Origin of the sequence: Sorangium aterium, from assembly GCF_028368935.1 — a bacterium.
Taxonomy (GTDB): domain Bacteria; phylum Myxococcota_A; class Polyangia; order Polyangiales; family Polyangiaceae; genus Sorangium; species Sorangium atrum.
On the sequence record NZ_JAQNDK010000004.1, the window covers coordinates 1,681,063 to 1,704,438 of the forward strand.

At 70.7% G+C, this 23,376-nt stretch carries 17 protein-coding genes and 1 pseudogene; 7 read left to right on the forward strand and 11 right to left on the reverse strand.

The features are described 5' to 3' along the window. Positions 1 to 19: 19 nt before the first annotated feature. From POL72_RS37800 to POL72_RS37810, 3 genes are read right to left on the reverse strand one after another with little or no spacing between them, the layout of a single operon-like run. Positions 20 to 562: a MarR family winged helix-turn-helix transcriptional regulator gene (locus POL72_RS37800; RefSeq protein ID WP_012234634.1), complete on the reverse strand. Its 543-nt coding sequence runs from the start codon at positions 560 to 562 to the stop codon at positions 20 to 22. Between the two features lie 32 nt (positions 563 to 594). Further along, entirely contained in the window at positions 595 to 1,083 is a 489-nt protein-coding gene (locus POL72_RS37805; RefSeq protein WP_272101683.1) for a RidA family protein, read from the reverse strand. Next, positions 1,080 to 1,841 carry an SDR family NAD(P)-dependent oxidoreductase gene (locus POL72_RS37810; RefSeq protein ID WP_272101684.1) on the reverse strand — a complete coding sequence of 254 codons (762 nt, stop codon included), beginning with the start codon at positions 1,839 to 1,841 and terminating at the stop codon, positions 1,080 to 1,082. Before POL72_RS37810 ends, POL72_RS37805 begins: the two co-directional genes overlap by 4 nt. A gap of 422 nt (positions 1,842 to 2,263) precedes the next feature. Between POL72_RS37810 and POL72_RS37815 the strand changes: the two genes are divergently transcribed. Beyond that, on the forward strand, positions 2,264 to 4,276 hold the full coding sequence (locus POL72_RS37815) for an alpha/beta hydrolase family protein (RefSeq protein ID WP_272101685.1): 2,013 nt from the start codon (positions 2,264 to 2,266) through the stop codon (positions 4,274 to 4,276). Continuing rightward, positions 4,273 to 5,034, forward strand: a complete 762-nt coding sequence (locus POL72_RS37820; RefSeq protein ID WP_272101686.1) for a hypothetical protein — start codon at positions 4,273 to 4,275, stop codon at positions 5,032 to 5,034. The genes POL72_RS37815 and POL72_RS37820 overlap by 4 nt, the downstream gene beginning before the upstream one ends. A 56-nt stretch (positions 5,035 to 5,090) precedes the next feature. Here the strand turns inward: POL72_RS37820 and POL72_RS37825 are convergent, their stop codons facing one another. The 3 genes from POL72_RS37825 to POL72_RS37835 all read right to left on the reverse strand — a co-directional run bounded on the left by POL72_RS37825 (position 5,091) and on the right by POL72_RS37835 (position 7,868). Beyond that, entirely contained in the window at positions 5,091 to 5,735 is a 645-nt protein-coding gene (locus POL72_RS37825) for a Uma2 family endonuclease (protein ID WP_272101687.1), read from the reverse strand. Between the two features lie 160 nt (positions 5,736 to 5,895). Continuing rightward, a complete protein-coding gene (gene sthA, locus POL72_RS37830) occupies positions 5,896 to 7,293 on the reverse strand; it encodes a Si-specific NAD(P)(+) transhydrogenase (protein ID WP_272101688.1) in 1,398 nt (465 codons plus the stop codon). Between the two features lie 47 nt (positions 7,294 to 7,340). Then, a complete protein-coding gene (locus POL72_RS37835; RefSeq protein WP_272101689.1) occupies positions 7,341 to 7,868 on the reverse strand; it encodes a tetratricopeptide repeat protein in 528 nt (175 codons plus the stop codon). Between the two features lie 62 nt (positions 7,869 to 7,930). Between POL72_RS37835 and POL72_RS37840 the strand changes: the two genes are divergently transcribed. The 4 genes and pseudogenes from POL72_RS37840 to POL72_RS37855 form a co-directional block, all read left to right on the forward strand. Further along, positions 7,931 to 9,991 (forward strand): DUF8728 domain-containing protein, encoded by a 2,061-nt coding sequence (locus tag POL72_RS37840; RefSeq protein ID WP_272101690.1) that lies wholly within the window; start codon positions 7,931 to 7,933, stop codon positions 9,989 to 9,991. A gap of 107 nt (positions 9,992 to 10,098) precedes the next feature. After that, positions 10,099 to 10,872, forward strand: coding sequence for an esterase/lipase family protein (locus POL72_RS37845; RefSeq protein WP_272101691.1), 774 nt, complete (start codon positions 10,099 to 10,101; stop codon positions 10,870 to 10,872). Between the two features lie 136 nt (positions 10,873 to 11,008). Next, positions 11,009 to 11,476 (forward strand): hypothetical protein, encoded by a 468-nt coding sequence (locus POL72_RS37850; RefSeq protein ID WP_272101692.1) that lies wholly within the window; start codon positions 11,009 to 11,011, stop codon positions 11,474 to 11,476. Positions 11,477 to 11,725: 249 nt separating this feature from the next. Further along, positions 11,726 to 11,932, forward strand: a pseudogene (locus POL72_RS37855) (adenylosuccinate synthetase); the annotation flags it as partial. Between the two features lie 6 nt (positions 11,933 to 11,938). On the opposite strand, the gene POL72_RS37860 reads toward POL72_RS37855, so the two are convergent. Both POL72_RS37860 and POL72_RS37865 read right to left on the reverse strand, forming a co-directional pair. After that, a complete protein-coding gene (locus POL72_RS37860; RefSeq protein ID WP_272101693.1) occupies positions 11,939 to 12,646 on the reverse strand; it encodes a tetratricopeptide repeat protein in 708 nt (235 codons plus the stop codon). A gap of 32 nt (positions 12,647 to 12,678) precedes the next feature. Further along, a complete protein-coding gene (locus tag POL72_RS37865) occupies positions 12,679 to 19,293 on the reverse strand; it encodes a DNRLRE domain-containing protein (protein ID WP_272101694.1) in 6,615 nt (2,204 codons plus the stop codon). A gap of 539 nt (positions 19,294 to 19,832) precedes the next feature. Between POL72_RS37865 and POL72_RS37870 the strand changes: the two genes are divergently transcribed. Further along, the gene (locus POL72_RS37870; RefSeq protein ID WP_269454237.1) at positions 19,833 to 19,955 is read left to right on the forward strand and encodes a hypothetical protein; all 123 of its coding nucleotides are present in this window, start codon (positions 19,833 to 19,835) and stop codon (positions 19,953 to 19,955) included. 397 nt (positions 19,956 to 20,352) lie between these two features. Here the strand turns inward: POL72_RS37870 and gcvPA are convergent, their stop codons facing one another. The 3 genes from gcvPA to gcvT form a co-directional block, all read right to left on the reverse strand. Further along, complete coding sequence (gene gcvPA, locus POL72_RS37875) at positions 20,353 to 21,717, reverse strand: aminomethyl-transferring glycine dehydrogenase subunit GcvPA (protein WP_272101695.1); 1,365 nt, start codon at positions 21,715 to 21,717, stop codon at positions 20,353 to 20,355. Between the two features lie 56 nt (positions 21,718 to 21,773). Next, a complete protein-coding gene (gene gcvH, locus POL72_RS37880; RefSeq protein WP_272101696.1) occupies positions 21,774 to 22,175 on the reverse strand; it encodes a glycine cleavage system protein GcvH in 402 nt (133 codons plus the stop codon). Between the two features lie 78 nt (positions 22,176 to 22,253). Then, positions 22,254 to 23,375: a glycine cleavage system aminomethyltransferase GcvT gene (gene gcvT / locus POL72_RS37885; protein ID WP_272101697.1), complete on the reverse strand. Its 1,122-nt coding sequence runs from the start codon at positions 23,373 to 23,375 to the stop codon at positions 22,254 to 22,256. Position 23,376: the final 1 nt, after the last annotated feature.

Below are 23,376 nucleotides of genomic sequence, written 5' to 3' on the forward strand. Positions count from 1 at the left end.
GGAGGCGAGCCTCGCGCGATCAGGGCTTCGTCCGCGTGCGCCGCGGGGGGCTGCGCGCGCTCCGCTCGGCGTGAGCGCGGGCGCTGCCGGGGCGCGACGGGACGGGCATGTCCGGCTCGCGGAGCGTGGTGCGCAGCTTGTCGAGCAGCCGCGTCAGCGTGGAGAGCTCGGCCGGGCTCAACCCGGAGAACACCTTCGCCACGCGCGCGGCGTGCCGCCGCTCGGCGTCGCGGAACGCGCGCTGCCCCTTGGCGGTCAGGTGCACCCGCCACGCGCGGCGGTCGCTCGGGTCGGCGCGCCGCTCGACCATGCCGTCGCGCGCCGCGCGATCGACGAGCCCGGTGAGGTTGCCCGCCGTGACGAGCATGCTGCGGGAGAGCGACGCGAGCGTCTGCCCGTCGCTGCGCACGAGGTTCGCCAGGAGGTCGAAGCGCGGGAGGGTCATCTCGTGCTCCAGGTCCTCGCGGATGGCCGCGAGCGCGCGCTTGTGGACGGCGAGGATGCGCACCCAGGCGCGCACGGCCGCCTGGTCGCCGCGCGCGCTCTCCGGCGGGGGGACCACGGCGAGCGGCCGCCTCGCCGGCGCCCCGCGCCTCACGGGCCGCCCTCGCCGCGCGCGCCCGTGGAGGGTGGCGCCGCCGCGGCCGCGTCGATCTCCACGGCCGCGCCCTCGCCGCGCGCGTCGAGCGCCGCGACGGCCTCGATCTCCACGAGCGCGCGCCGCTCGACGAGCCCCGCGACGCCGACGAGGGCCATCGCCGGGAAGTGCTTGCCGAACCGCGCCCGCCACGCGGCGCCGATCGCGCGGAGCGAGCCCCTGTACGCCTCGAGATCGGTCACGTAGACGGTCATGCGCGCGACGTCGCCCGGCTCCCCGCCGGCGGCCGCGACGACCGCGAGCACGTTGTCGAGCGCCTGGGCGAACTGCTCGGCCAGATCGTCGCTCCGGAGCTGCCCGGACGCGGGGTCCCACCCGATCTGCCCCGCGATGTGCAGCGTCCTGCCGCGCGTCACGACGCCGTTGGCGTAGCCTCGCGGCGCAGGCCACCCGGCCGGCTGCACGATCTCGAGATCGCCATTCACCGCATCACCTGCCCCCCGTCGACCGGGATCGCCTGGCCATGGATGCTGCGCGCCTCGTCGCTGCAGAGCATCGCCACGACGAGCGCGACCTCGGCGGGCTCGACCATCCGGCCCTGAGGCGACATCGACTCGAGCGACCGCCGCGCCGCGTCCTCGCCCCGCCCGGTCTTCTCGGCGATGCGGGAGATCGCCTCGTCCGCCATCCTCGTGTTCACCCACCCGGGGCAGACGCAGTTGATGGTCACCGGCGTCCGGGCGATCTCCACCGCGATGGCGCGGGTCATGCCGACCATGGCGTGCTTCGACGCGCAGTACGCGGTCGAGTAGGCGCACCCGACGAGCCCGGCGGTCGAGGCGACGTTGACGACGCGCCCGAACCCGCGCGCGATCATCTTCGGGATCAGGGCGCGGCAGAGCGCGAAGGCGCCGGTCACGTTGACCGCGAGCATGCGGTCCCAGAGCGCGTCGCTGGTCCTGTCGAACGGCGCGCTCTCGGCGACGCCCGCGTTGTTGACGAGCACGTCGATGTGCCCGAGCTGGCCTTCGAGCGCGGCGAGCGCCGGCGGCGCGCCCTCGCGATCGCCGACGTCGAGCCGGACGGCGACGCCCCCGATGGCCGCGGCCGTCTCCTCGATCTCGGCCTGCGTGCGGCCTGCGACGGCGACGCGCGCGCCGCCCTGCGCCAGCCGCTCGGCGATCGCCCTGCCGATGCCGCGACCCCCACCCGTGACGAGCGCGATCCTGCCTTCCAGGGACATCCGGACCACCTAAATCATATATATATGAAGCACAAGGCGAAGTCACCCTCGTCGGCGCTCGCAGCGCCGCCCGCCCGCTGAGGTCGGAGTCGGCCATCTCGCGACGGAACGCGGCGGATCGGCCTCGTTTTCCTCGCTCTCCTCGCTCGTCTGGCGCTTGGTTTCTCGTCGCGCTCGTCGCGCTCGTCGCACACGGCGTCCGCCGAGCGTCGCCTGGAACGTAGTGGGCGGAGAGCATGGAGTACGGCCAGAGCGGGCGTGCCGTGTGCTGTGGCTCGCGCGCGTCCGCGACGGAGCTGCATGCGCGCACGTGATGAAGGCGAGCGCGTTCACGACGAAGCGCCCCGCGCCGCGGTGGTCTGCCTGCTTCGGCGCGAGCTCGAACCGTCGATCTCGACGAATGCATGCGCCACCATGCCCTCATGCGCCCCTCCCTCGCTGCGGCGACGGCCGCGGCATCGTCGCTCGTCGCGGCGCTCGGCTGCGGCGATGCGCGCCCGAGCGTCTCGTCGATCTGGGTCTCGCCTGCGCGGCACGACGAGCTCCGGGGAGAGCGGTTCTTCGACGCGCCGTGGCCGAGCGATCTGCGCCGCGAGGGCGGCCTGGTCCGGCTCGACGGCTACAACAACCCGCGGCGCCTCAGGATCCTGGACGAGTACATCCACGAGATGGACTCGGTCCTCGACGGCTTCTCTCCGGCGGCGGCGGGGTTCCTGCGGTTCGCCGGGCCGATCGACGTCTCCTCGCTCCCGTCGACGCCCGCGCTCGCCATGAGCCCCCTCGGGACGGTGCAGCTCATCGACGTGGATCCGGGCTCGCCGGAGCGCGGAGCGCGGCGGCCGATCTCGGTCTATTTCCGGCGTGAGGCCGGCGTTTACTGGCCCGCGAACACCCTCGCCTTCATGCCCGTGATGGGCTTCCCGCTCCGGCCGCGGACCCGGTACGCGCTCGTCGTCACGGACGCGGTGCGCGGCGAGGGCGGCGGCGCGGTGGAGGCGAGCCCGGAGCTGCGCGACGCGCTCGGGATCGGCCAGGCCGGCGTCACGCCCGACGCCGTCAGGGAGGCGCTGGCGCCGGCGGTGGACGAGATCGAGGCCGCGGGCGTCGACCGGGAGCGCATCGTTCACCTCACGGTGTTCACCACGTCCGACCCCACCGCGGAGCTCTTCGCGCTGCGCGACCACCTGCTCGCGAACGTCCCGCCGCCGGAGGCGCGGCCCGCGCTCTGGCGGCGCCTCAGCCACAAGGCGACGTGCGACGAGTACGCCGGCGTGTACGGCCCGTCTCCGAACTACCAGATCGGCCGGGCGCCGTACCTGAGCCACGACGACGGCGGCGGCTTCGGGAGCAAGGCCGGCGAGCCGGTGATCTCGAGCTACTTCGACCTGCGCTTCTCGCTCACGGTCCCCACCGCGAGCCGCTGCCCCATGCCGGAGGACGGCTACCCCGTCGTGCTCTTCGCTCACGGCACCGGCGGCGACTACCGCTCCTACGTCCGCCGCGGCACCGGCCAGGAGCTCGCGGAGCGGTGCCTCGCGGTCATGGGCGTGGACCAGATCTTCCACGGCGCGCGCCCGGAGGCGCCGCAGGATCCGTCGCAGGCCGGGCTCCTCTACTACAACGTGCAGAACGTGGCCGCGGCGCGGACGAACGCGCGGCAGTCGGCGCTCGACGAGGTGCAGCGGGCGCGCCTCTTCACCGAGTCGCGGATGGCGGTGCCCGCCGCCGTGTCCAGCACGGGGGAGCAGATCCGGTTCGACCCGTCGAAGATCCTGTTCTTCGGGCACTCCCAGGGCGGGCTCAACGGGCCGCTCTACCTCGCGGCGGACGACTCGGCGCGGGGCGGTGTGCTCTCCGGGGCATCGGCCGTCATGTCGGTCACCCTGCTCGAGAAGACGAACCCGCCGCCGAGCATCGCGGCGCTGGTCAAGTCGGTCTTCCTCGGGCTGATGGGCGAGGAGGACGGCGAGGTGAACGAGTTCCACCCCGCGATCTCGCTCGCGCAGTCGATCGTCGACGTTGTCGATCCGATCCACTACGCTGCGCGCCTGTTCGTCGCGCCCCGCGACGGCTTCGCGCCGAAGAGCATCTACATGACCGAGGGCATCAACCCGGATGGCACCGGCGACACGTTCGCGCCGCCTCGCGGCATCGAGATGCACGCGCTGGCGATGGGCTTGCCGCTGCAGCTGCCTGCGCAGCTCCCGATCCCGGAGTACGGCTTCGGCGGCCCCGCGCCCGTCGAGGTGCCGCCCGGAGGGCTCGCCGGCAACCTCGCCGACGGCCGCGCGTCGGGGTTGCTCGCGCAGTGGCCGGTCCCCGAGGGGAGCGACGGTCACTTCGTGATCTTCGACGTGCCAGCGGCGGCCGCGCAGGCCCACGGCTTCCTCCAGAGCCTCGCGGACGCGCCCCGCGGGCGGGTGCCGGCTCCATGAGCGCGGCTCTCGTGCTCGCGTCGCGCGTCGCCGCGCTGCTCGCGCGCTCCGGCGTGGAGGCGCGGCCCCCGGCCGCGGGGGCGGGCGCGTGGTCCCTCGCGCTGGCCGAGCCGCCGGATCTCGCGGCGCTCTACGCGGCGGCGGACGGCATCGCGCTCCCGGACGGGACGCTCATCCTGCCGCGCGGCGACGTCGCGCGGGCGACGGCGTGGCTCGCGGAGGAGCGCTCGCTCGACTGGGCGCACGACCTCCTGGTCATCGGGGAGCGGGAGGATCTCGTCATCGTGCTCGACCTCGACGTCGCGGGCGCGCGGGCCGGGGGCGGCGTGCTCGAGGCGCCGACCGACGGGCTCGCGTCGTTCCAGCGCGTCGCCCGCTCGGTGGTCGGCTACCTGGAGCGGCGCCTCGGCGTCGCAGGGGCCGAGGCCGCGGGGCCCGAGGTGCGGGCGCGCGAGGCCGCGGCGCGCCGCGACCTCCCGGCGCTCGTCGAGGCGCTCTCGGAGGAGATGTACCCGGGCGCGGAGCGGCAGGTCGCGCACGCGGCGCTCACGCTGGGCGCGCTCCTGTCGGAGCGCGGGGACGAGGCGGCGCTGGACGCCTTCGCGCGCTCGGTCGAGGCGCGGGTCGCGGCGGCGCCGCGGGGCGCCGCGGGGCCCGAGCGGCTCGCGGCGTGGCGCGCGTGCGAGATCGCGGCGCGAGAGGCGGGGGCAGAGGTGATCGCCGCGGCGTGCGCGGCGCGGGCGAGCGGCGGGGGGTAGGGGGCTGGCCGCGAAGCGCCTCGGCAGACGGCGCTCCGTCGCTCAGCGGACCGAGCTCACCTGGCGCATCGCTCCCGGAGCCTCGCGCGCCACGCGCGCACCACGGACGTCTGATCCCCCTTGCGCAGCATGAACTCCGTCAGCCCCGCGACGTCGAGGCCGGGCAGGAGCCGGCTCTGCCCGGCCTCCGCGTAGCCGTCCGGGCCGAGGAGGTGGATGGAGAGCTTCCCCTTCTTCAGGAACCAGACCTCGGGCACGCCGAGCCCCGCATAGACGGAGAGCTTGTTGATCGTCCCGCTCTTCTCGATGATCTCGATCGCGAGCTCCGGGATCTCCCCGTCCTCGACCGTCCCGAGCACGTAGCACTCGTCCGGCTCCACCCCCCGCTCCGCGAGCCTCTTGCGGACGGTCATGCTGCCGTATCCGCTGAGCGGCAGCTCCGCCTCTTCGGCATAGGCCTCGACGAGGCGGGCAAGGATCGTCTTCCGCCCCTCGTGGGGTCCGCCCGGGCTCATCAGCTCCAGCACTCCCTCGCAGTACGTCACCCGCACGCCAGCCCGGTCGCCGAGGGCGGCCAGGATGGCCTCGTACTGCTCCCACGAGACGTCATGAACGACGAAGAGCTGGTCTTCCGAGCCGTCCGCCGCGACAGCGTCGGCGGCGCCGGCAGGGGGGGCGAGGAGGGGTGCAGCGGCGGCCATGACAGCGTGCTCCTCCGAGGAGTATCACCCCCGCGCCGCGCGCTGGCAACCGCCGATCCCAGCGCCCGCGCGCCGCTGCCCCGCTCGACGGCCCTGACGCGCGCCACGGACTCGCCGGACGCTGCCAGGGGCGGGCCCGGGGCGCTCGGGAGCCGCGCCCTCAGAACACGCGCCCCAGCCCGTCGAGCGCCGCGACGCGGTAGGCCTCGGCCATGGTGGGGTAGTTGAACGTCGTGTTCACGAAGTACCGGATCGTGTTGTGCGGCGCAGGCTGCGACATGATCGCCTGCCCGATGTGGATGATCTCCGCGGCGTTCTCGCCGAAGCAGTGGATCCCGAGCAGCGCGAGCGTCTCCCGGTGGAAGATCAGCTTCAGCATCCCGACCTGCTGGCCTGTGATCTGGGCGCGCGCGAGCGTCTTGAACGTCGACTTCCCCACCTCGTAGGGCACCTTCTCCGCCGTGAGCTCCCGCTCGCTCTTGCCCAGCGACGAGATCTCGGGCGTCGTGTAGATGCCCGTGGGGATGTCCCGGACCAGCTTGTCGTCGGCGTCGCCGCAGAGGTGGCTGGCCACGTACCGGCCCTGGTCGTAGCTCGCGCTCGCGAGCGCCGGGAAGCCGACGACGTCGCCGACCGCGTAGATGTGCGGCTGGCTCGTCTGGAACGTCTCGCTCACCTCGATCTGACCGCGCTTGTTCGGCGTGATGCCGACGCTCTCCAGGCCGAGATCGGCCGTGTTGCCCGACCTCCCGTTGGCCCAGAGGAAGACCTCGCTCCGGAGCTTCTTCCCGCTCTTCAGGGAGAGCACGACGCCCTCCTTCGTGGCCTCGACCGCCTCGTGCTCCTCGCCGTTCAGGACGCGGATCCCCTTGTCGCAGAAGTGGTAGCCGAGCGCGTCGGTGATCTCGTCGTCGAGGAACTCCAGGAGATGGGCGCGCGTGTTCACGAGGTTCACGGCGACCTGCATGTTGCGCAGCATCGACGCGTACTCGCACCCGATGACGCCCGCCCCGAAGATCGTGATGCTCCGGGGGGTGTGATCCATGCGCAGCAGCGTGTCGCTGTCGAAGATGCGCGGGTGGCTGAAGTCGATGTCGGCCGGCCGGTACGGCCGCGAGCCGGTCGCGATGACGAAGCTGTCGGCCGTGTAACGCCGGCGCTGGCCCCCGTCGCCCTCCACCTCGATCGTGTGCGGATCGACGAAGCTGGCCTGCCCCGGAATGAGCTGGACGCGGTTCCGGTCGTAGAAGCTCTCCCGCAGATCGACCTGCTCGTCGATGACGCGGTTCGCGGTCGCGAGGAGCTCGGCGAACGGGTACTCCGGAACCACATCCATCCGCTTGTAGATGGGGCTCTGGTTGATCAGGTTCATGTGGTAGATCGCGCGGCGCAGCGCCTTGCTGGGGATCGTCCCCCAGTGGGTGCAGCCCCCGCCGACCCGCGTGTAGCGCTCGATCGCCGCGACCGACTTGCCGTGCTTCGCGGCCGTCATGGCGGCGCCTTCGCCGCCCGGCCCCGTGCCGATGATGATGAGATCGAAGTGCGGGGTGGTCGCCATCGAGTTCCTTGCCTCCGGCGCGCCGCGCGCGCGTGCGCCAGGGAAGGCTACTCGAACTGGAGCGGCTCGTCGTCGTCCCCGACGCCGAGCATCTCGAGGATCTGCCGCACCTCCATGGCGGACTCGACCTCAGGGCCCGCGTCCAGGAAGCCCTGGAGGTGCTTCCGCGCGAGCGCGCGGTTGCCGCGGGCCGCGTACGCGAGCCCCATCGCGTGCATCGCCTCGCCGTCCTTCGGGAACCGGCGGAGCGCCTCCTTCGCCTGCGCGATCGCGCCCTCCGTGTCGCCGACGCGACGGAGCGCGTGCGACAGGGCCACCCGCGCCCCGAGGAAGCTCGGCGCGAGCCGCACGGCGGCGCGGTATGCATCGCGCGCCGGCTCGAGCTGGCCGAGCTCGTAGAGCGCGTGCCCGAGCAGGTTGTACGCGTACGGGTTCGACGGGGAGGCCTTGATCACGTCGCGCAGCGCGACGAGCGCCTCCTGGACTTGCTCCTCTTGCAGGAGCTCGGCCGCCTCCTCGACGGCCTCCCAGTGGGCGGAGTCGATCGATTCGTCCACCACGGCTCTGAGCACCATGGCGCGCAGTCTAGCCAGAATCGGCGCGCCGTCCTGGGCTCCTTCGTGGTACCGGCCGGGCCGTGAGGCGCCCGCCGCGGATCCGGCTGCTCTTGTGGCACGCGAGCGCCGCGATCCCGGTGCTCGGCGCCGCCGCGGCGTTCTACGGACCCGCGCTCGCCAGGACGGGCGGCGTCTGGCCGGCGCCCCTCGACGACGTCTACATCCACTTCGGGTTCGCCCGCGCCGCGGCCCTTGGCCACCCGTTCTCGTGGATCCCGGGCAACGGCTACTCCTCGGGCGGGACCAGCCTGGCGTACCCCCTCGCCCTCGCGCCCGGGTACCTGCTCGGGTTTCGCGGCGCGTGGCTCGGCCTCTTCGCCGCGCTCCTCGCGTGCGCCGCGCTGCTCGACCTCTGCCGGTCGCTCCGGCGGCTCCTCGAGCCGCGCGCCGGGCCCGGCGCCGCGTCCTCCCGCTGGGTCGCCTGGGTCGCGCCGCTCTTCGTCGTGGCCGTGCCGCTGCTCGACTGGAGCTGGTTCTCCGGGATGGAGGTCGCGCTGCTCGGCGCGGTGATGGGCCGGGCGCTCGTCGCGGTGCGGCGCGCCGAGCTCGCCCCGCCGGCGCAGCGCCCGGCCGAGCAGCTCCGGGCAGGGCTCCTCGCCGCGCTGCTCGTCGCGACGCGGCCCGAGGCCGTCGCGCTCGCGGCGCCGCTCGCGATCGCCGTGGCCCACGCGGCGGGCTCGCTGGGCGCGGCGGCGTCGCTCGCGCGCGCGTCCCTGCCGACCGCGCTGCTCCTCGGCGCGCAGGCCGCCGCGAACCGCGCGCTCACGGGGGAGTGGAGCGCCGCGGGGGCGGTGCGCAAGCTCATCCTCTCGAACCCGTACCCGGCGCCGCTCGAGAAGGCGGTGGAGGTGATCAAGAACCTCGCTGCGCTGCGGGTGCAGGCGCTGGAGAGCGCGCTCGGCGGTCCGTCCTATGCCCTCCTCTTGCCGCTGCTCGGCGCGATCGCGGCGCTCGACCGGCGCGCGCGGCGCCTCGCCGTGCCGCTCCTGATCGGCGCCTACGGCTCGCTGCTCCTCGTCGCGCTCAACGCGACGGCGCGCTACCAGAACCTCCGCTACGCCGCCCCGGCGCTCGCGATGCTGCTCGTCGCGGCGGCCCTCGGGGCCGAGGCGCTCGCGCGGCGGGGGCGGCTCGCGGCGGGCGTCGCCGCGGCGCTCGCGCTCGCGGCCCTCGCGGCGCCCTCCCCGTGGTTCGGGCGGCAGATCGACCACTTCGCCCGCTCCTCGGCCAACATCGCCGGGCAGCAGGTCGAGGTCGCGCGGCGCCTCGCCGCGCGCGCGCCGCGGCCGCGGCGGGTGCTGCTCGGCGACGCGGGCGCGATCCCGTACCTGTCGGGGATCCCGGCCATCGACGGGCTCGGGCTCGGCGGGTACCGGGGGATGCCGTTCGCGCGGGCCTCGGTGCACGGCGTGCCGGCCGTTGTCGAGCTCATCGAGCGGCTCGACGCCGCCGAGCGGCCTGACGTCTTTGCCCTGTACCCCTCGTGGTGGGGCGGGCTCGCGGACGTCTTCGGCCGGCGCGTCGACGCGGTGAAGATCGAGGACAACGTGATGTGCGCCGCGGACGAGAAGGTGATCTACGAGGCGGACTGGTCGGCGCTCGCCCCGCCGGGGGAGCGCCGCGACGGGGCCATCGACGAGGTGGACATCGCCGACCTGGTCGACGAGCGGGCGCACGGCTACGCGTTCCCGTCGCCGCGCGGCGGCTGGGTCGTCGGCGCCGTGCTTCGGGACGGGAGCGACGGCGGCGGTGCGCCGCGGTTCGACGCCGGCAGGATCATCCCCGAGGGGCGCGAGCAGTCGTTCGCGATCGGAGCGGCCGCCGCGGCCGCCGCGGCCGCCGCGAGCGCCCGCGGGCCCGCCGTGCTCGCGCTGCGCACCGACGGGGGCGGCCCGATCGCGATCGGCGTGGCGGTCGAGCGCGCCGCGGACGAGGCGCGCGTCGAGGTGCCAGAGCGTCCTCTGGACCGCTGGTCCGAGATCCGGGTGCCGCTGCGCGACGTCGCGCCGGGGGACCTGGTCCGGATCCGCGCGCTCCGGGGGACGTTCCGCAGCTTCCATGTCTGGCTGCTGCGGCCGTGATCGGCCTCCTTGCCGCCCGCGCGGCGTCCTCGTGGCGCGCGCCCGCGACACAGCGCGTCGCGAGCCACGGGGACGTCGCGCGACGGATCCATGGTAAGAGCCACCACGTGGCGAGGTGGTTCCGTGCGTCGGCCTTCGCGGCGACAGCTGGCAGGGAGGTGGCCTCGTTCGCGAGGCAGGCGGTCCTCCTGCCGTACGACACCCTCGCGCCGGTGATCCCTGACGGGGCGCGCGACGGCGACGAGGTGGTGGTCATCCTTCACGGGCTCTTCGCCTCCGCCGGCGTCCTCCGGCCGTTGCGCACGGCGATCGAGCGTCACGCGGCCCTGTCGCGCGCCTCGCGGGCGCGTGGTCGGACGGACCCGGCGCGCGCCGAGCCGTCGTGGTCGGTCCACACGGCGACGATGTCCTACGCGCCGGGGCCCGGCGTCGAGGCGCTGTCAGAGCGCCTCGCGGCGCTCGTCGCGGCGCTGCCGGACGGGGCGCGCTTGCACCTCGTCGGCCACAGCATGGGCGGCATCGTGTGCCGCTTCTTCGCGCAGGAGGTCGGCGATCCGCGCATCGTGCAGACCATCTCCATGGCGAGCCCGTTCGGCGGCATCCCGCGCGTGGCGCTGCTCGGCTTCGGCGGCGCGCGCGATCTCGACGCGTCGAGCCCGGTCCTCCGGCGCGTCCTCCTCGGGACGGCGCGCTCGAGCATCCCGCACCTGTCGATCGTCGCGGGGGCCGACACGCTGGTCCGCTCGCCCATCGCGCACGCGCTGCCGGGCGGCGAGGTGCGGGTGATGGAGGGGCGGGGGCACAACACGCTCCTCTTCGATCCCGAGGTGGCCGCGCTCGTGGCGCGGCACGTCGTCGAGCGGCGCGGCCCCGCGCGCTGACCTATCGCCGCTCGGCGCTTCGTGCTAGCTCGCTCGCGTGCGCTCGCCCATCGCCTGCCTCGCCGCCGTCGGGGCCTTGCTCGCCCCGCTCGCCTGGTCCTCGCCTTCGCGCGCGGACGCCTCCGCGTGGACCTTCGTGGGCGCCGGCGCGATCGGCTGGAAGCAGGGGGAAAGCGATCTCGTCTTCGACGGCGCGCTGTCGTGCGACGTCGGCGTCGGGACCACGCCCGACGCGCCCGTCATCGTCGGCGGCCTGATGCGTGCGACGCCGATTCTCGACAGCGGCATCGATCTCGCGCTGCTCGCCCGGGTCGCGACGCGCGGCTTCCAGGCTGGCCAGCTGGGCCTTGCCCTCGACGCGGGCGGCTACCGCCGCTTCTGGGGCGCGGGTTCCACGGGCTTTGCCGGCGCGCTCACGCTTGGGGCGCCGCTCGGCATCAGCCTCTCGCTCCAGGGGAGCTACGGGACAGACAATGCGATGGCGTTCGCCGCCATCGCGGGGATCGACCTGCTGCGTCTCACCGTCTACCGCCAGTCGCTCCTGCCGCTGTGGCCGAACCCGTTCCCCGCGCAGCAGCGCGGGCAGGACGTCGCCTCGCGCTGAGGGGCGCGCGAGCGTCTCTCCGGACACGATGGGGAGCCGTCGAGCCGGGAAGTGGGCAGTCGAGGGGGCGGTCGAGGACCGGGCGCGCGACGCGCATTGGCGCCGCGGACGCCGGTTGACCGGCGAAGTCGTGCCCCGGCAGGGTGCGGCCAGGGGGGCGTCATGGATGTCGTCGCCGCGCTCGCCATCCTCCTCCTCGCGTTCATTCACGTTGCGCCTCGCCGGATCGGATGTCAGGCGCGGAGGGCCGACGAGATCGCGACGGCGAAGCCGGCGCTCGAGACGGTGGCCGAGTGGAGCGAGCCGATCGATGGCGCCCGCTCTATGACGGAGCTGCCCGCGGCGGCGCGGCAGTATGTGGAGATGGTCGAGAAGGAGACCGGCGTGCCGGTCGACGTCGTCTCGGTCGGAGCAGACCGCGAGGCGACCATCGTCCGGCGCAACGCGTTCGCCTGAGAAGCGCTACGGCTCTCTTCTCATCTGTTCGATCCAGCCACGAATCTCGCCCAGGGCCGGGCTCCGGGCATCCGGGTTTCTTGCCAGAATCCTGGCGGCGGCCTGCTCCATGCAGGCGATCGCTTCCGTGTTTCTCTTGACCCCCATGAGGCACCGGCCGAGCGCGATCAACGCAAGCGTGACCGCGCTGCCGCTCGTCGAGTCGGCCGCCGCCTCCTGGATGCGGAGGGCTCTCTCGGCGAGCGGGAGCGCGTCTGCCGGCCGCTCCGCCTCGAGCAGCACGTAGATCAGGGACGTCATGATGTACGCCGTGTCGCGGCTTTCCCCGTGCGCCCGCTCGGAGAGGGCGACCGCCCTCACGAGGTGCTCGGAAGCCTCCTCCAAGGCGCCCGCCGTCCAGAGATTGATCCCAAGACTATGGAGAAGACGGCTAAGCCGCGGATCGTCCGTGCCGAAGTTGGCCTCCGCGACGCGCAGCGCGCGCCGAATCCACGCGTCGGCCTCGACAAGGCGACCTGGGTCGCTGCGCGGGTTGGCGGCGATGTAGGCCAGCCCGCGCAGCGGGGCGATGACCTGGGGCGCATCTCGCCCGTAAGCTCGCTCTGCCAGGTCCAGCGCGCCGCGGAATGCCTTCTCGGCTTCCACAATATCGCCGGCTCGCACCAACTGTCCTGCGCGGTCGAGCAGCGCCTTCAGGTCATCGCCCGTATCCATTCTATGCCCTCAGCGGTGCCTGGTGAAACCCATCAGAATGCCGCCCCTGATGCATCCAGGCATGCGTCGAAGCATTCCTCCTCCTCGCTCTTGCGCGATGGGTCCTTCGGGCATGTTTTCGGTTCATCGTCATGGAAGTCGCATTCGATCTTGCAGCAGTTGACCGCACGGACGACCAGCAAGTTGGTGCATTTGAGGAAACGAGAGGGAGGGAACCGCTCGGGGGGATCCCGGTAGGGGCTCCCGGGAGCTCCGGCGTTCTCGTCTTCATCCGCCAACGGCCCGTTATCGCGTGCATTCTTTATCTCCTCTAGGATGCAGAAGAGTACCGAATGGCCACTAGCCAGGCAATCGACGTAGTCGGCCGGGCCCGTACCCGACGGGTCAGTCAGGTTGACAGGGTCGCCGATGACATACCCATAAAGGTTGGTGTCCCCGCCAGCGAAGCCGATCGGGTCCTTCGTGGTCCATCTGCCGGTCTCCGGATCGTAATCCCGCGCTCCGAAACGGACGAGCCCCGTGTCGCGATCATAGAGCCCGCCCGCGAACCCGAACGGCGTGAAGCCGGGGTTGGTGTCGATGAGCAGGCGACCGAACTCATCGAAATCCATCCGCTGAGCCACCACGCCGTTCGCGGTGTCTACCACGAGCCGCGGGCTGCCGCGATGGTCGGTGAGGATGCGGTAGGTCGCGCCGCCCTTGATCATCAGATCCGGCACGTTCCGCCCTCGCCCGTAGACGAATCGAGCCACCACGCCACCCGCGCCGTCGAGCTCTGCCGCCGGCTGCAGGTCGCTCCGGTACAGGAATCCCTGGACGTTGACCCCGTTCCGCTGCTTCCAGATGCGGTGCCCCTCGCCATCGACAAGGTAATCGATGTCGGTGCCATCCGGCAGCTCGACGTGCCGCAGCTTGCCGCCGGCGTCGTAGGTGAAGGCCGTTGTCCCTCCCGTCACCGCGTCGGTCACGCTCGTCCGGTCGCCCGCCGGGCTCATCCCGTACGTCTTGGTTGCGTAGGTCAGGAGCCGGTCCTGGTCGTCATACGTGCCTACCTCCGTCCCGCCCGACGAGGTCCGCGCCGAGCGGTTCCCGTTCACATCGTAGTCGTAGTGTGCCGTGAGCACGCTGTCACGATACACGTCAGTAAGCCTGCCGACGAGGTCGTAAACATACTCGTAAGCGTGCGTTTGCCCTTGTATCGTCTCCGTCATGTTCTCGATGCGTCCCAGGGCATCTGGCGTATACGTCACCTGGTATATCGTCGAGCCGCTCACCTGCGCGACATACGTCGCCACGGCGCCATAGGCGTCCGGGGTTACCGTGTCGCTCACGACGCCGATGCTGCTGCCAGTGTACAGCCCGTTCTGCGGATGCCTGAACAGCGAGAGGCCGCCCGCCTGATTGAGGAGACCGTCGTTGTCGTACCCGAAGGTGACCGCCGCGCCGCCGTTGATGCTCTCGCTGGCGACGCGGAAGTCATTGTTGTAGATCCACTGCACCGTGCCCGAGCCGGCGCCGAATCCATCGCCTGTCCACGTCCCGCTCGTCAGCAGCGCGCCGTCGTAGCCGTAGGCGAGCGATACCCCCGAGGGGCCGCTCAGATTCACGAGCTTCCCCGTCGTCGGGCTGTAGCCGAAGGCCACCGTGCCCATCCCCAGGGGCAAGACCATCTGGCTGACACGGCCTGTCGATGGCTCCCGGACGTACGTCACGGCCGGCTCGCCGGCGCGGGCCGAGCTCGTGAGTAGCTGGTCGAGATCGTAGGACCAGGAGGCCTCCCCGGACACAGATCCGAGCGGCGGCGCCAGGTAGGCCTCCAGCATGTCGGCTGGATTGTAGCTGAACGTATGTGCCGGACGATCTGGAGGCGTCACCGTATGCACGCGCCCACCGGGGTAGTAAGTGGTCCCGACCACCTCGTTGTCCGTCCTCGTCAGCTGCGTGACCCGGCCGACCGGGTCGTGAAGGAGCGAGACACCGTTGAGCAGTGGATCGATCGCCGTCGTGAGCCAGCCGTTGTCTTCATAGGTATATGTCCAGGTCCTGGAGCCTTGGGACCGAGTGTGCAGCCGACCGTCTGGATGGTACGTGAAGTCGATCGGCAGGATTCCGGGCGACTGGGTGCGCTGTGTTCGTCCTTCGGTCGTCAGTACAACGGATGACTGACGCCCGACCGGCGATGTGGACAGGATCGTTCTCGTCGTCCTGTTGAACACCTGAGTGAACGGGTTTCCATTGATGGTCAGAACATCGGTCAGCGAGGCGACGTTCAAGGGGTCTCCCAGCGGCCCGAGCACCGTCGAGCGTGATCGGGTGACCTGCATCGTTCGCCCCAGAGGGGTGATCGTGGTTTCCTTGCTGACAATCGGCGACTGCATGCCGAAACGTGGATCGCTGGTCCTCTCGGTGGAAACCACGGTGCCGTCGCGCCCCGTTACGGTTGTGGCACCATCCTGACCGATGTCAACGACGCTCGAACGACCGTCCGATCCGGTGTGGACGCGCCTCGTACCACCCGTCGACAGCACCTCGATCGCATGCGATCGAGCTCGGCCCATCGCCGTGGTGACCGTGACGCTGTGGCCTGATGTCGTGAGCGTCCGCTGGAGCTCCTTGTAGCCGCCCGCCGGGTCGGAATCTTTGGCAAGGCGGCCGTCTGCTTCGTATTCGAACTCATGACGGCGCTCGAGCGGGTCGGTCAAGGCGCTGAGGAGGCCGGTGCTCGGATAGTACTCGAGCGTGGTCGTCTCATTCGCTGGGTTGGTCACTCTCCAGAGGTACCCCTCGGCGCCCAACTCGAGCGTCGTGAACTGCCCGGTGGGCGCCATGATGCCTGTTGGCGCGCCGCTCGCATCGCGCTGAATGATGGTGACTTGCTCGTTGATGTCAGTGATCGTCGACAGCCTTCCCGCCGCGTCGTACCCGAATTGATACTTTGGGACTCCGAGGAGGGTATCGAGTGTACTGATGTGCTGCCCGGTGCTGTCGAAGAGGTAGATCTCGGAGCCGTCCTCGCTGGCGATGGAATGTTCAGAGCCACGGCTGAACGCAGGGAATGGCCATGTGACGCGGGCGATGAGCCCATGATTGAAGCCAGAGGAGCCAACGTTAGGGCGATCAGCGATGACCACACGTCCATCCGGCCCGACAGCAAGCCCGGTCACCCGCGAGAGCAGGGCCTTGGTTGCCGGACCATTGATCCCGCAATGGTTTCTGTTGCAGAGCGAGCTGGGAGGCGTGGTCCCGACCTTGCCTGCGAAATGCTTGTTATCTCCGTCGAATGTCAGTCGGCGGATGGTGGGTAGCGTACCAGTATTATTGGTGTTGATGCTGACAAGAACACCGTCAAGATCTGCGGCGATCGCGCCCGGATTGTTCACTGTCGCCACCACGCGCAGAATACCGCTAGCATCGATCGAATAGACGCGATGGCGGTAGAAATCGGACAGGTACAGCGTCCCATCTTCTGTCATTGCGAGCCCGAGGATCGTACACAGGTTGGCCTGAGACGCGGGCGTTCCGTCCTGCGGAATAGGGTTGTTACACAATCCTGAGCCTGCCACCCCCGTACCTGCCACCTTGCTGATGACGCCGTCGGGCGCAACCTTCAGCAGGACGTCAGCCGACCCGCCCGAGTGCGCCGCATGCGTGAAATACAGGGTTCCATCATTCGCGACGATGACGTTCCTCGGACTGCGAATACTTACGGACGTAGCGAGAGTTCCATCGGGCACCGTATTGCCACAGGTTCCATTGCCGACCACGCGCGTGATCACCCCGGAGGGATCGACCTTTCGGATTGCGCAGTTGTCGGTGTCGGCGATGTAGACGCTCCCATCGGATCCGATCGCGAGGCCTTCCGGCGAATCCAGCCTCGCGCTGGTGGCCGGCCGATTGTCGCCGTTGTATCCAGGGCCGCCGGTGCCGGCGATGGTCGTGATCTTCCCATCTGGCGCGATCCTCCGGACGCGAGCGCTGGAGTTGTCTGAGAAATAGATGCTGCCATCGGGCCCGAGGGCGACCCCATTCGGCTCTCCGACCCAGGCTGCCTCGGCGCTGATGCCCTCGCCGTTGGCAGCAGCGCTGAATGCCACGTCGCCGGCGATTCGCGTCATGATGGAGGGCTGCGACCTGCTGTTGCGCCGGGAGCCATCACCTTTGTAGAGGATCGCTCCATTGACATCGTACGCATGGTGCGCGCTGAGGCTCCAGCCTCCGAGCCCAGCGGGCTCGTTCTCTCCCCCGTTGAGGGTCCACCGGCTGACGGGCTGCTCCCATGTGCGCCAATAGACAAGCTCATTGCGTGCTCTGGAGGCCGTGATAGGTACGCCGACTTCTGCAATCATCGCGAACGCCCGCGGCATGTCGGCGGGCTGCATGTACACGGCGTCGTAGGCATACCCGAGCTCGATCCTCGCCGTCTGGGTGCCGTTCGTCCTGCGGCCGAACCGATCCAGGCCGTCCCAATCGAGCACATGGTGCTGGTTCGGCTCGCATGGACAAGTGATGCTGTCAGTGAAGGTGCGTCCCGCGATGGACACCTTCAGCTCGATTTGCTTGAGCCCGGCGGGGACGCTCGCTTGGGTGAGCGGAATGGTGATGAGGAACGGCTCCCTCCATCCCGTCGTCCGATCGCTCTGGTAATGCAGGGAGAACGGCGTTCCCACGACCGGCAGCTTCTCTCCCAGGATCTGGCTCTCGCACTCGATGATGGAGCCGGGCTCCTTGCAGGGGTCGTCGGGTGGGGGCGGCGGGGGCGGCGGGGGCGGCGGGGGCGGCGCCGGGGGTGCGTCGGGATCCGGCCCATAGGGCCAGTTGCAGTCCCAAGGGGTGAAGTGGTTGACGAGCGAGCGCCACAGGCTCGCTCCGGGCGTGTAGAGTCCGCCGAGCTGCTCGAGCTCCTGCGAGGTGATCCCGAGCTCCGTGAGGGCGGCGCCGCTGTCAGCGGCGCCGTCGCCGTCGACATCGACGGACGCGATCCCGCCGCTCACGCTGACGATCTCGATGACGCGCCCGTTATCGGACGGCACCCACGCGCCCTTTCGCGCGTCATAGTAGCCGATCGGCACCGCCGTCCCGACGGGGAAGCTCAGGAAGTTGTCGACGTAGAACGGGATCGGCTGGCTGAACTGGACGTCGGTCGCCCCGGCGGCGACAGCCTCGTCGAGCCCGAGCTCGACCGCGTAGGTGTATGCGCTCGTCGGCGGCAGCGTCCCCGGCATCGCCTCCGGCCCGTTCGGACCCACGGTGTACTCCGTCGCCCGCACGTGCACCTCGCTCGGCAGCGGCACCGTCATCGTCGCCCCCGGCGGGCCATTCGGATCCGGAACTGTCATCGTCCCGGTGGTGTTCGGAGGGAAGAGGAGCGTCGCCTGGCGCGTCCCGCTCTCATCCGCCTGCACGCTGCCGCGCGCCACCTGCATCTGGGCCGCTTGGGCGCCCAGCGCGACGGGCGTCACCGCGGGATCCCGCTCGATCATCACCACGTCGGGCGCGTCGGACCACTGCTGCCAGCGGGCGCTCACCTGTCGTTGCACGGGCAGGTAGCCGGGCTTCTCGTAGCTCAGCGTGAGCGATTGGCCTCCTTGCACGACCAGATCGAATGCTCCGTCCGCACGCGTGAGGACCTGCCCGTAGCTCTCCGGATCGTCCGGGCTATGGTGCAGCACGCTCACCTTGACGCCCGGGATCGGGACACCCGCCTGCGTCGCGACCTTGCCCTTGACGACCGAGACCGAGACCGGGTCGAAGGTCGCCGTCACACCGGTCTGCGGCGCGTTCGACCCCTGGTGGATGCACCCCACGACGTCGATGAGCCGCGTCGCCACGGTCGGATCCAGCGCAGGACACGCGACGTGCGAGATGGCGCCCGTCGCCGGGTCGCACGTGTCGATCGTGCTCGGGTCGCTGTCGTCGGTCGAGATGGGCGTATGCAGAATACCCAGCACCGGGTCACAGGTATCGGTCGTGCACGCGTCGCCGTCGTCGAGCGTGCCGGTGCAAGTCGGCGCGGTCGTGTAACAGACCTCGAGGCTCGGCCGCTCGGACGCGTTCGGGTCTTCGCTGCTCCGGAAGGAGGTGGTGAGGACCGGCGCCTCTTCCAGCAACACGCCGTGATTCGGCGTGGTTCCCGCGAGCCACGCCGCAGTGAGCGCGGTCAGATTGGCCGAACGCATGCCGGCGCCGGGAAGCGACTGAAATGACGCCGCGATCGCCGGGTCGAAATCGGTACCGTTCGCCAGGCTCTGCCAGGTCACTGTCGGCTCGGTCCACGGCGAGAGGATCCGGTGGATGTTGATGGTGCTGGAGCTGGTATCGTCCCGGTAGATCTGCCGGAGGCGCAGCGTCGCGGAGGCGACCTGCGCCGCTGGGGGCAGCGGCGAGAGGTCGAAGCGGAGGACGGCGTGCCGCACGCCGAAGCCGGTCAGCGTGCCCGTACGGATCAGAACGGTCGAGTCGCTCCATGTCGGGAACGTCTCCCAGATCGTCGCGTCCTCCACCGCGCCGAGGGTCCCGCGCTGGATCGTCACGCAGGTCGGTTCCTCGGTGCCCGCCGCGAGCTTCGCGGTGCCGTGCAGCTCCTCCTCCGGTGAGCTCGAGCTGCACGCGGAGCCGGTCGCAGTTGCGCTGAACAGGACACCCCCCATCAGCAGGGAGTATTTCCGCCAAGGTATGCGTGAGAGCCTGATGGATCCTAGCGGTCGAAGAAATGATGGCTCGTGATGTCTCACTCAAGAGCTCCTTAACTGAAGGGGAGGGCTGCAGCGCGTCACACTGGACGATGGACGCATTGAACCGCATAGCGCCAACGACCAAGCGCTGTCGCGCTGCGCCCTGTTACTGGATTTTTTTGCGATGGGCGGCATTGAGCCGACCAGGGCAGGTGGCGCACCTTAGGGGGCCGTCAGGGAGCTCCACATTCAAAAAAAAACTGGGGTCCACGCTTTGTCATGCGAAGCGAGTCCGAATGTCTTGGCGCCGCATCCACAGGCACCATCGAATTTGCCTGATCGCGAGTTCCGTAAAGGGTGCTGAATGTACGTCGCGACCGGCAGCCAAGCCCGGTGGAGTCGCGCCTGAAGGCGATCCGGGGTCTGGGCTTCACGGGCGTGGCCGGCGCGCTCACGCTGGGGGCGCCGCTCGGATCAGCCTCTCGCTCCAGGGGAGCTACGGGACGGACGACGCCGTGGCGTTCGGCGCCATCGCGGGCATCGAGCTGCTGCGTCTCACCGTCTACCGGCAGTTGCTCCTGCCGCTGTGGCCGAACCCGTCGCCCGCGCAGCATAGCCGAGACGTCGCCTCGCGCTGACGAAGGCGGTGAGCGCTCCCCCGCGTTGAGATCGCCTTCCCGGGCGCCCGAGTCGCCCGTTTCAAGCCTTGAAGCGGGCGACTCGGTCGCCGAGCGAGCGATTTCAAGCCTTGATCCGCCTTGCTGGCCGGCCGAGTCGGCCATCTCAAGGCTTGATCCGCCCCGCTGGCCGGCCGAGTCGGCCATCTCAAGGCTTGAAAGGGCCGACTCGGCGACCGAGTCGCCCGTTGCAACGCTTGCATCAAGCGTTGCAGCGGGCCGCAGGGCTCACCTGTCCAGCGACGGCCACCAACGGGGCGGTAGGCCCCCGGCGAGGGAGCTCGGCACACCCTCCCCCAGCCGCCCCCACGCTCCGCTCAGCCGCCGCTCCGCTCGGCTCGGAACCGCCTCGTCCGCTTCAGCCCGTGAACCCCGCGAGCCCCGCCACGAGCCGATCGAGATCCGCCCGGCTGTGCCGCTCGGTCACGGCGACCAGCAGCTCATCCCGCCGCCGCGCGTCGATCCGCCCGAGATCGAGCCCCGCGATGATCCCCTGCTCGGCCAGCGCCCGCGTGAGCCTCCCCGCGTCCCCGCCGCGGACCTTCACGACGAACTCGTGGAACGTCGGCGCCGACATCGGCAGCGCGTACCCGTCGATCCGCGCGATCTCCCGCTTCAGGTGCTCGGCCTTCGCGAGGCACTGCTTCGCCGCCTCCACGAAGCCGCGCTTGCCGAGCATGCACATCCGCATCGTGACCGCCGTCGCGCAGAGGCCGCTGTTCGTGCAGATGTTGCTCGTCGCCCGCTCGCGGCGGATGTGCTGCTCGCGCGTCGCGAGCGTCAGCACGTACCCGCGGGTCCCGTGCTTGTCGACCGTCTCGCCGACAAGCCGGCCGGGCACCTGCTGGAGGTACTTGCGGTCGTTCCGGCACGCGAACAGCCCGACGTTGGGGCCGCCGTACTGCGGCGGCAGCCCGAGCGGCTGGCCCTCCGCCACCGCGATGTCGGCGCCGAGCGCGCCAGGCGACTCGAGCAGCGCGAGCGCGTACGGGTCCAGGGTGACCGTGATCAGCAGCGCGCCCTTCTGGTGGCACACCTCGGCCACCTTCCGGATGTCGCCAACGACGCCGAAGAAATTCGGATAGCCGACCACCACGCAGGCGGTCGTCTCGTCGATCGCCCGCGTCAGCGCCTCGGCGTCCGCCGTGCCGTCGCGGCCGACGTCGACCCCGACCAGCGACGCCTTGCCGGTCCCGATGCCGTGCACGTACGTCTCGACCGTGCCGACATAGTCGGGGTGCACGCCCCCGGACAGCACCGTGCGCTCGCGCCCCGTCAGCCGGCGGGCCATCAGCACGGCCTCCGCGAGCGCGCTCGCGCCGTCGTACATCGACGCGTTGGCGATCGGCAGCCCGAGGATCTCGCTCACGATCGTCTGGAACTCGAAGATCACCTGGAGCGTGCCCTGGGAGACCTCGGGCTGATACGGCGTGTAGGCGGTGTAGAACTCGCTGCGGAGCAGCAGCTGATCGGCGGCCGGCGGGAAATGGTGCTCGTAGGCGCCGGCCCCCAGGAACGAGAGCATGCGGCCGGCGCGGTTCTTCTGGGCGAGCTCCTCGAGGTGCCGCATGAGCGAGGCCTCGTCGAGCGAAGGCTCCATCGAGAGCGGACGCGTGAGGCGCGCCTCCTTCGGGATCGCGCTGTAGAGCTCCTCGAGCGACGACAGGCCGACGGCCTGCAGCATCTCGCTGATTTCCTCGGGCGTGTGGGGCAGGTAGCGCATGGTCTTGTGCAGCGGAAAGCAGGAAGGGTGATGCGGAATGCGGAGGGGCGCGGCGCTCAGTGCGCCGCGGTCTTCAGGAGCTCGCTGTACGCGTCGGGATCCATGAGCGTGCCGAGCTCGCCCTCGTCCGAGGGCACGACCTCGATCATCCACGCCTTGCCGTAGCAGTCGTCGTTGACCAGCTCGGGGCGGTTCTCGAGATCCCCGTTGACGCGCTGGACCTTGCCGCTCACCGGCGCGAACAGATCGCTCAGCGTCTTGACGCTCTCGATCGTGCCGAACGCCGTGCCCGCGGTGATCGTGTCGCCCGGCTTCACGTCGAGGTTGACCAGCGTGATGTCGCCGAGCTGCTCGACCGCGAAGGCGGTGATCCCGATCACGATGTGATCGTTCTCCTGCTTGGCCCACTCATGGTCCTTCGTGTACCGCCGGTCCGTTCGGACATTGTCGCTCGCCATGTGACTTCTTCTCCCTTTGCCAACCTGGATCTCTGGTCGCCGCGTACGGTCGCTCGGATCGGCTCGCCGCGGCGCGGGTCAGGCCCGCTTGTAGAACGGGGTCTTGACCACGACCGCCTCGACCGAGCGCCCGCGGCAGTCCACCTGGAAGGCGGTCCCGATCGCCGCCATCGGCGCCGGCAGGTAGCCGAGCCCGATGTTCTTGCCGACGGTCGGCCCCGGGCTGCCGCTCGTGCAGACGCCGACCTTCGCGCCGCTCACGTCGAGCAGCGGGTAGCCGTGGCGCGCGATGCCGCGGCCCGTCATCTCGAAGCCGACCAGCTTGCGCGCGGGGCCCTCGTCCTTGATGCGCTGGAGCGCGGCGCGGCCCACGAAATCGCCCTTGTCGAGCTTCACCACCCAGCCGAGGCCCGCCTCGATGGGGTTCGTCGTCTCGTCGATGTCGTTGCCGTACAGCGACAGGCGCGCCTCCAGGCGGAGCGTGTCGCGCGCGCCGAGGCCCGTCGCCTCGAGGCCGAGCGGACCGCCGAGCTCGACGAGCGCGCGCCAGAGCCGCTGCGCGTCGGACGGCGAGCAGAAGATCTCGATGCCGTCCTCGCCGGTGTAGCCGGTGCGGGCCACCGTGCAGCGCACGTTGGCGAGCGTCGCGTCGCGGAAGTGGAACGGCGCGAGCTCGCGCAGCGCAGGCCCGTCGCCCCCCGCGAGCGCGACGATGTCGAGCGCCTTCGGCCCCTGGAGCGCCATCATCGCCGTGCGATCCGACGCGTCCTCGAAGCTGCAGTGGCCCTGCGCCGCGCCCCGGATGTGGGCGGCGATCTTGTCGCGGTTCGACGCGTTGCAGACGATGAGCCACTGCCGCGCGTCGATCCGGTACACGATGAGGTCGTCGAGGATCGTTCCGGCCTCGTTGCACGCGCACGTGTAGAGCGCGTGTCCGTCCTCCAGCTTCTTCACGTCGTTCGTGACGAGGTAGTCGACCACCTGTCCGGAGTGCTCGCCGCTCAGGATGATCTCGCCCATGTGCGAGACGTCGAACAGCCCGGCGGCGGAGCGCACCGCCTTGTGCTCTTCGGTGACGCCTTTGTACTGGACCGGCATCTCCCAGCCGGCGAACGGGACCATGCGGCCGCCGAGCTTGATGTGCTCGTCGTAGAGCGGCGTCCTTCGGAGCGGAGCGGTGGGGAGCGGCTTGGTCGACACG

Bases quoted from the DNA above. Each gene is read 5' to 3' on its own strand.
- POL72_RS37810 (WP_272101684.1), bottom strand. From the start codon at position 1,841: ATGTCCCTGGAAGGCAGGATCGCGCTCGTCACGGGTGGGGGTCGCGGC.
- POL72_RS37815 (WP_272101685.1), top strand. From the start codon at position 2,264: ATGCGCCCCTCCCTCGCTGCGGCGACGGCCGCGGCATCGTCGCTCGTC.
- POL72_RS37820 (WP_272101686.1), top strand. From the start codon at position 4,273: ATGAGCGCGGCTCTCGTGCTCGCGTCGCGCGTCGCCGCGCTGCTCGCG.
- POL72_RS37825 (WP_272101687.1), bottom strand. From the start codon at position 5,735: ATGGCCGCCGCTGCACCCCTCCTCGCCCCCCCTGCCGGCGCCGCCGAC.
- sthA (WP_272101688.1), bottom strand. From the start codon at position 7,293: ATGGCGACCACCCCGCACTTCGATCTCATCATCATCGGCACGGGGCCG.
- POL72_RS37835 (WP_272101689.1), bottom strand. From the start codon at position 7,868: ATGGTGCTCAGAGCCGTGGTGGACGAATCGATCGACTCCGCCCACTGG.
- POL72_RS37860 (WP_272101693.1), bottom strand. From the start codon at position 12,646: ATGGATACGGGCGATGACCTGAAGGCGCTGCTCGACCGCGCAGGACAG.
- POL72_RS37865 (WP_272101694.1), bottom strand. From the start codon at position 19,293: ATGGGGGGTGTCCTGTTCAGCGCAACTGCGACCGGCTCCGCGTGCAGC.
- gcvPA (WP_272101695.1), bottom strand. From the start codon at position 21,717: ATGCGCTACCTGCCCCACACGCCCGAGGAAATCAGCGAGATGCTGCAG.
- gcvH (WP_272101696.1), bottom strand. From the start codon at position 22,175: ATGGCGAGCGACAATGTCCGAACGGACCGGCGGTACACGAAGGACCAT.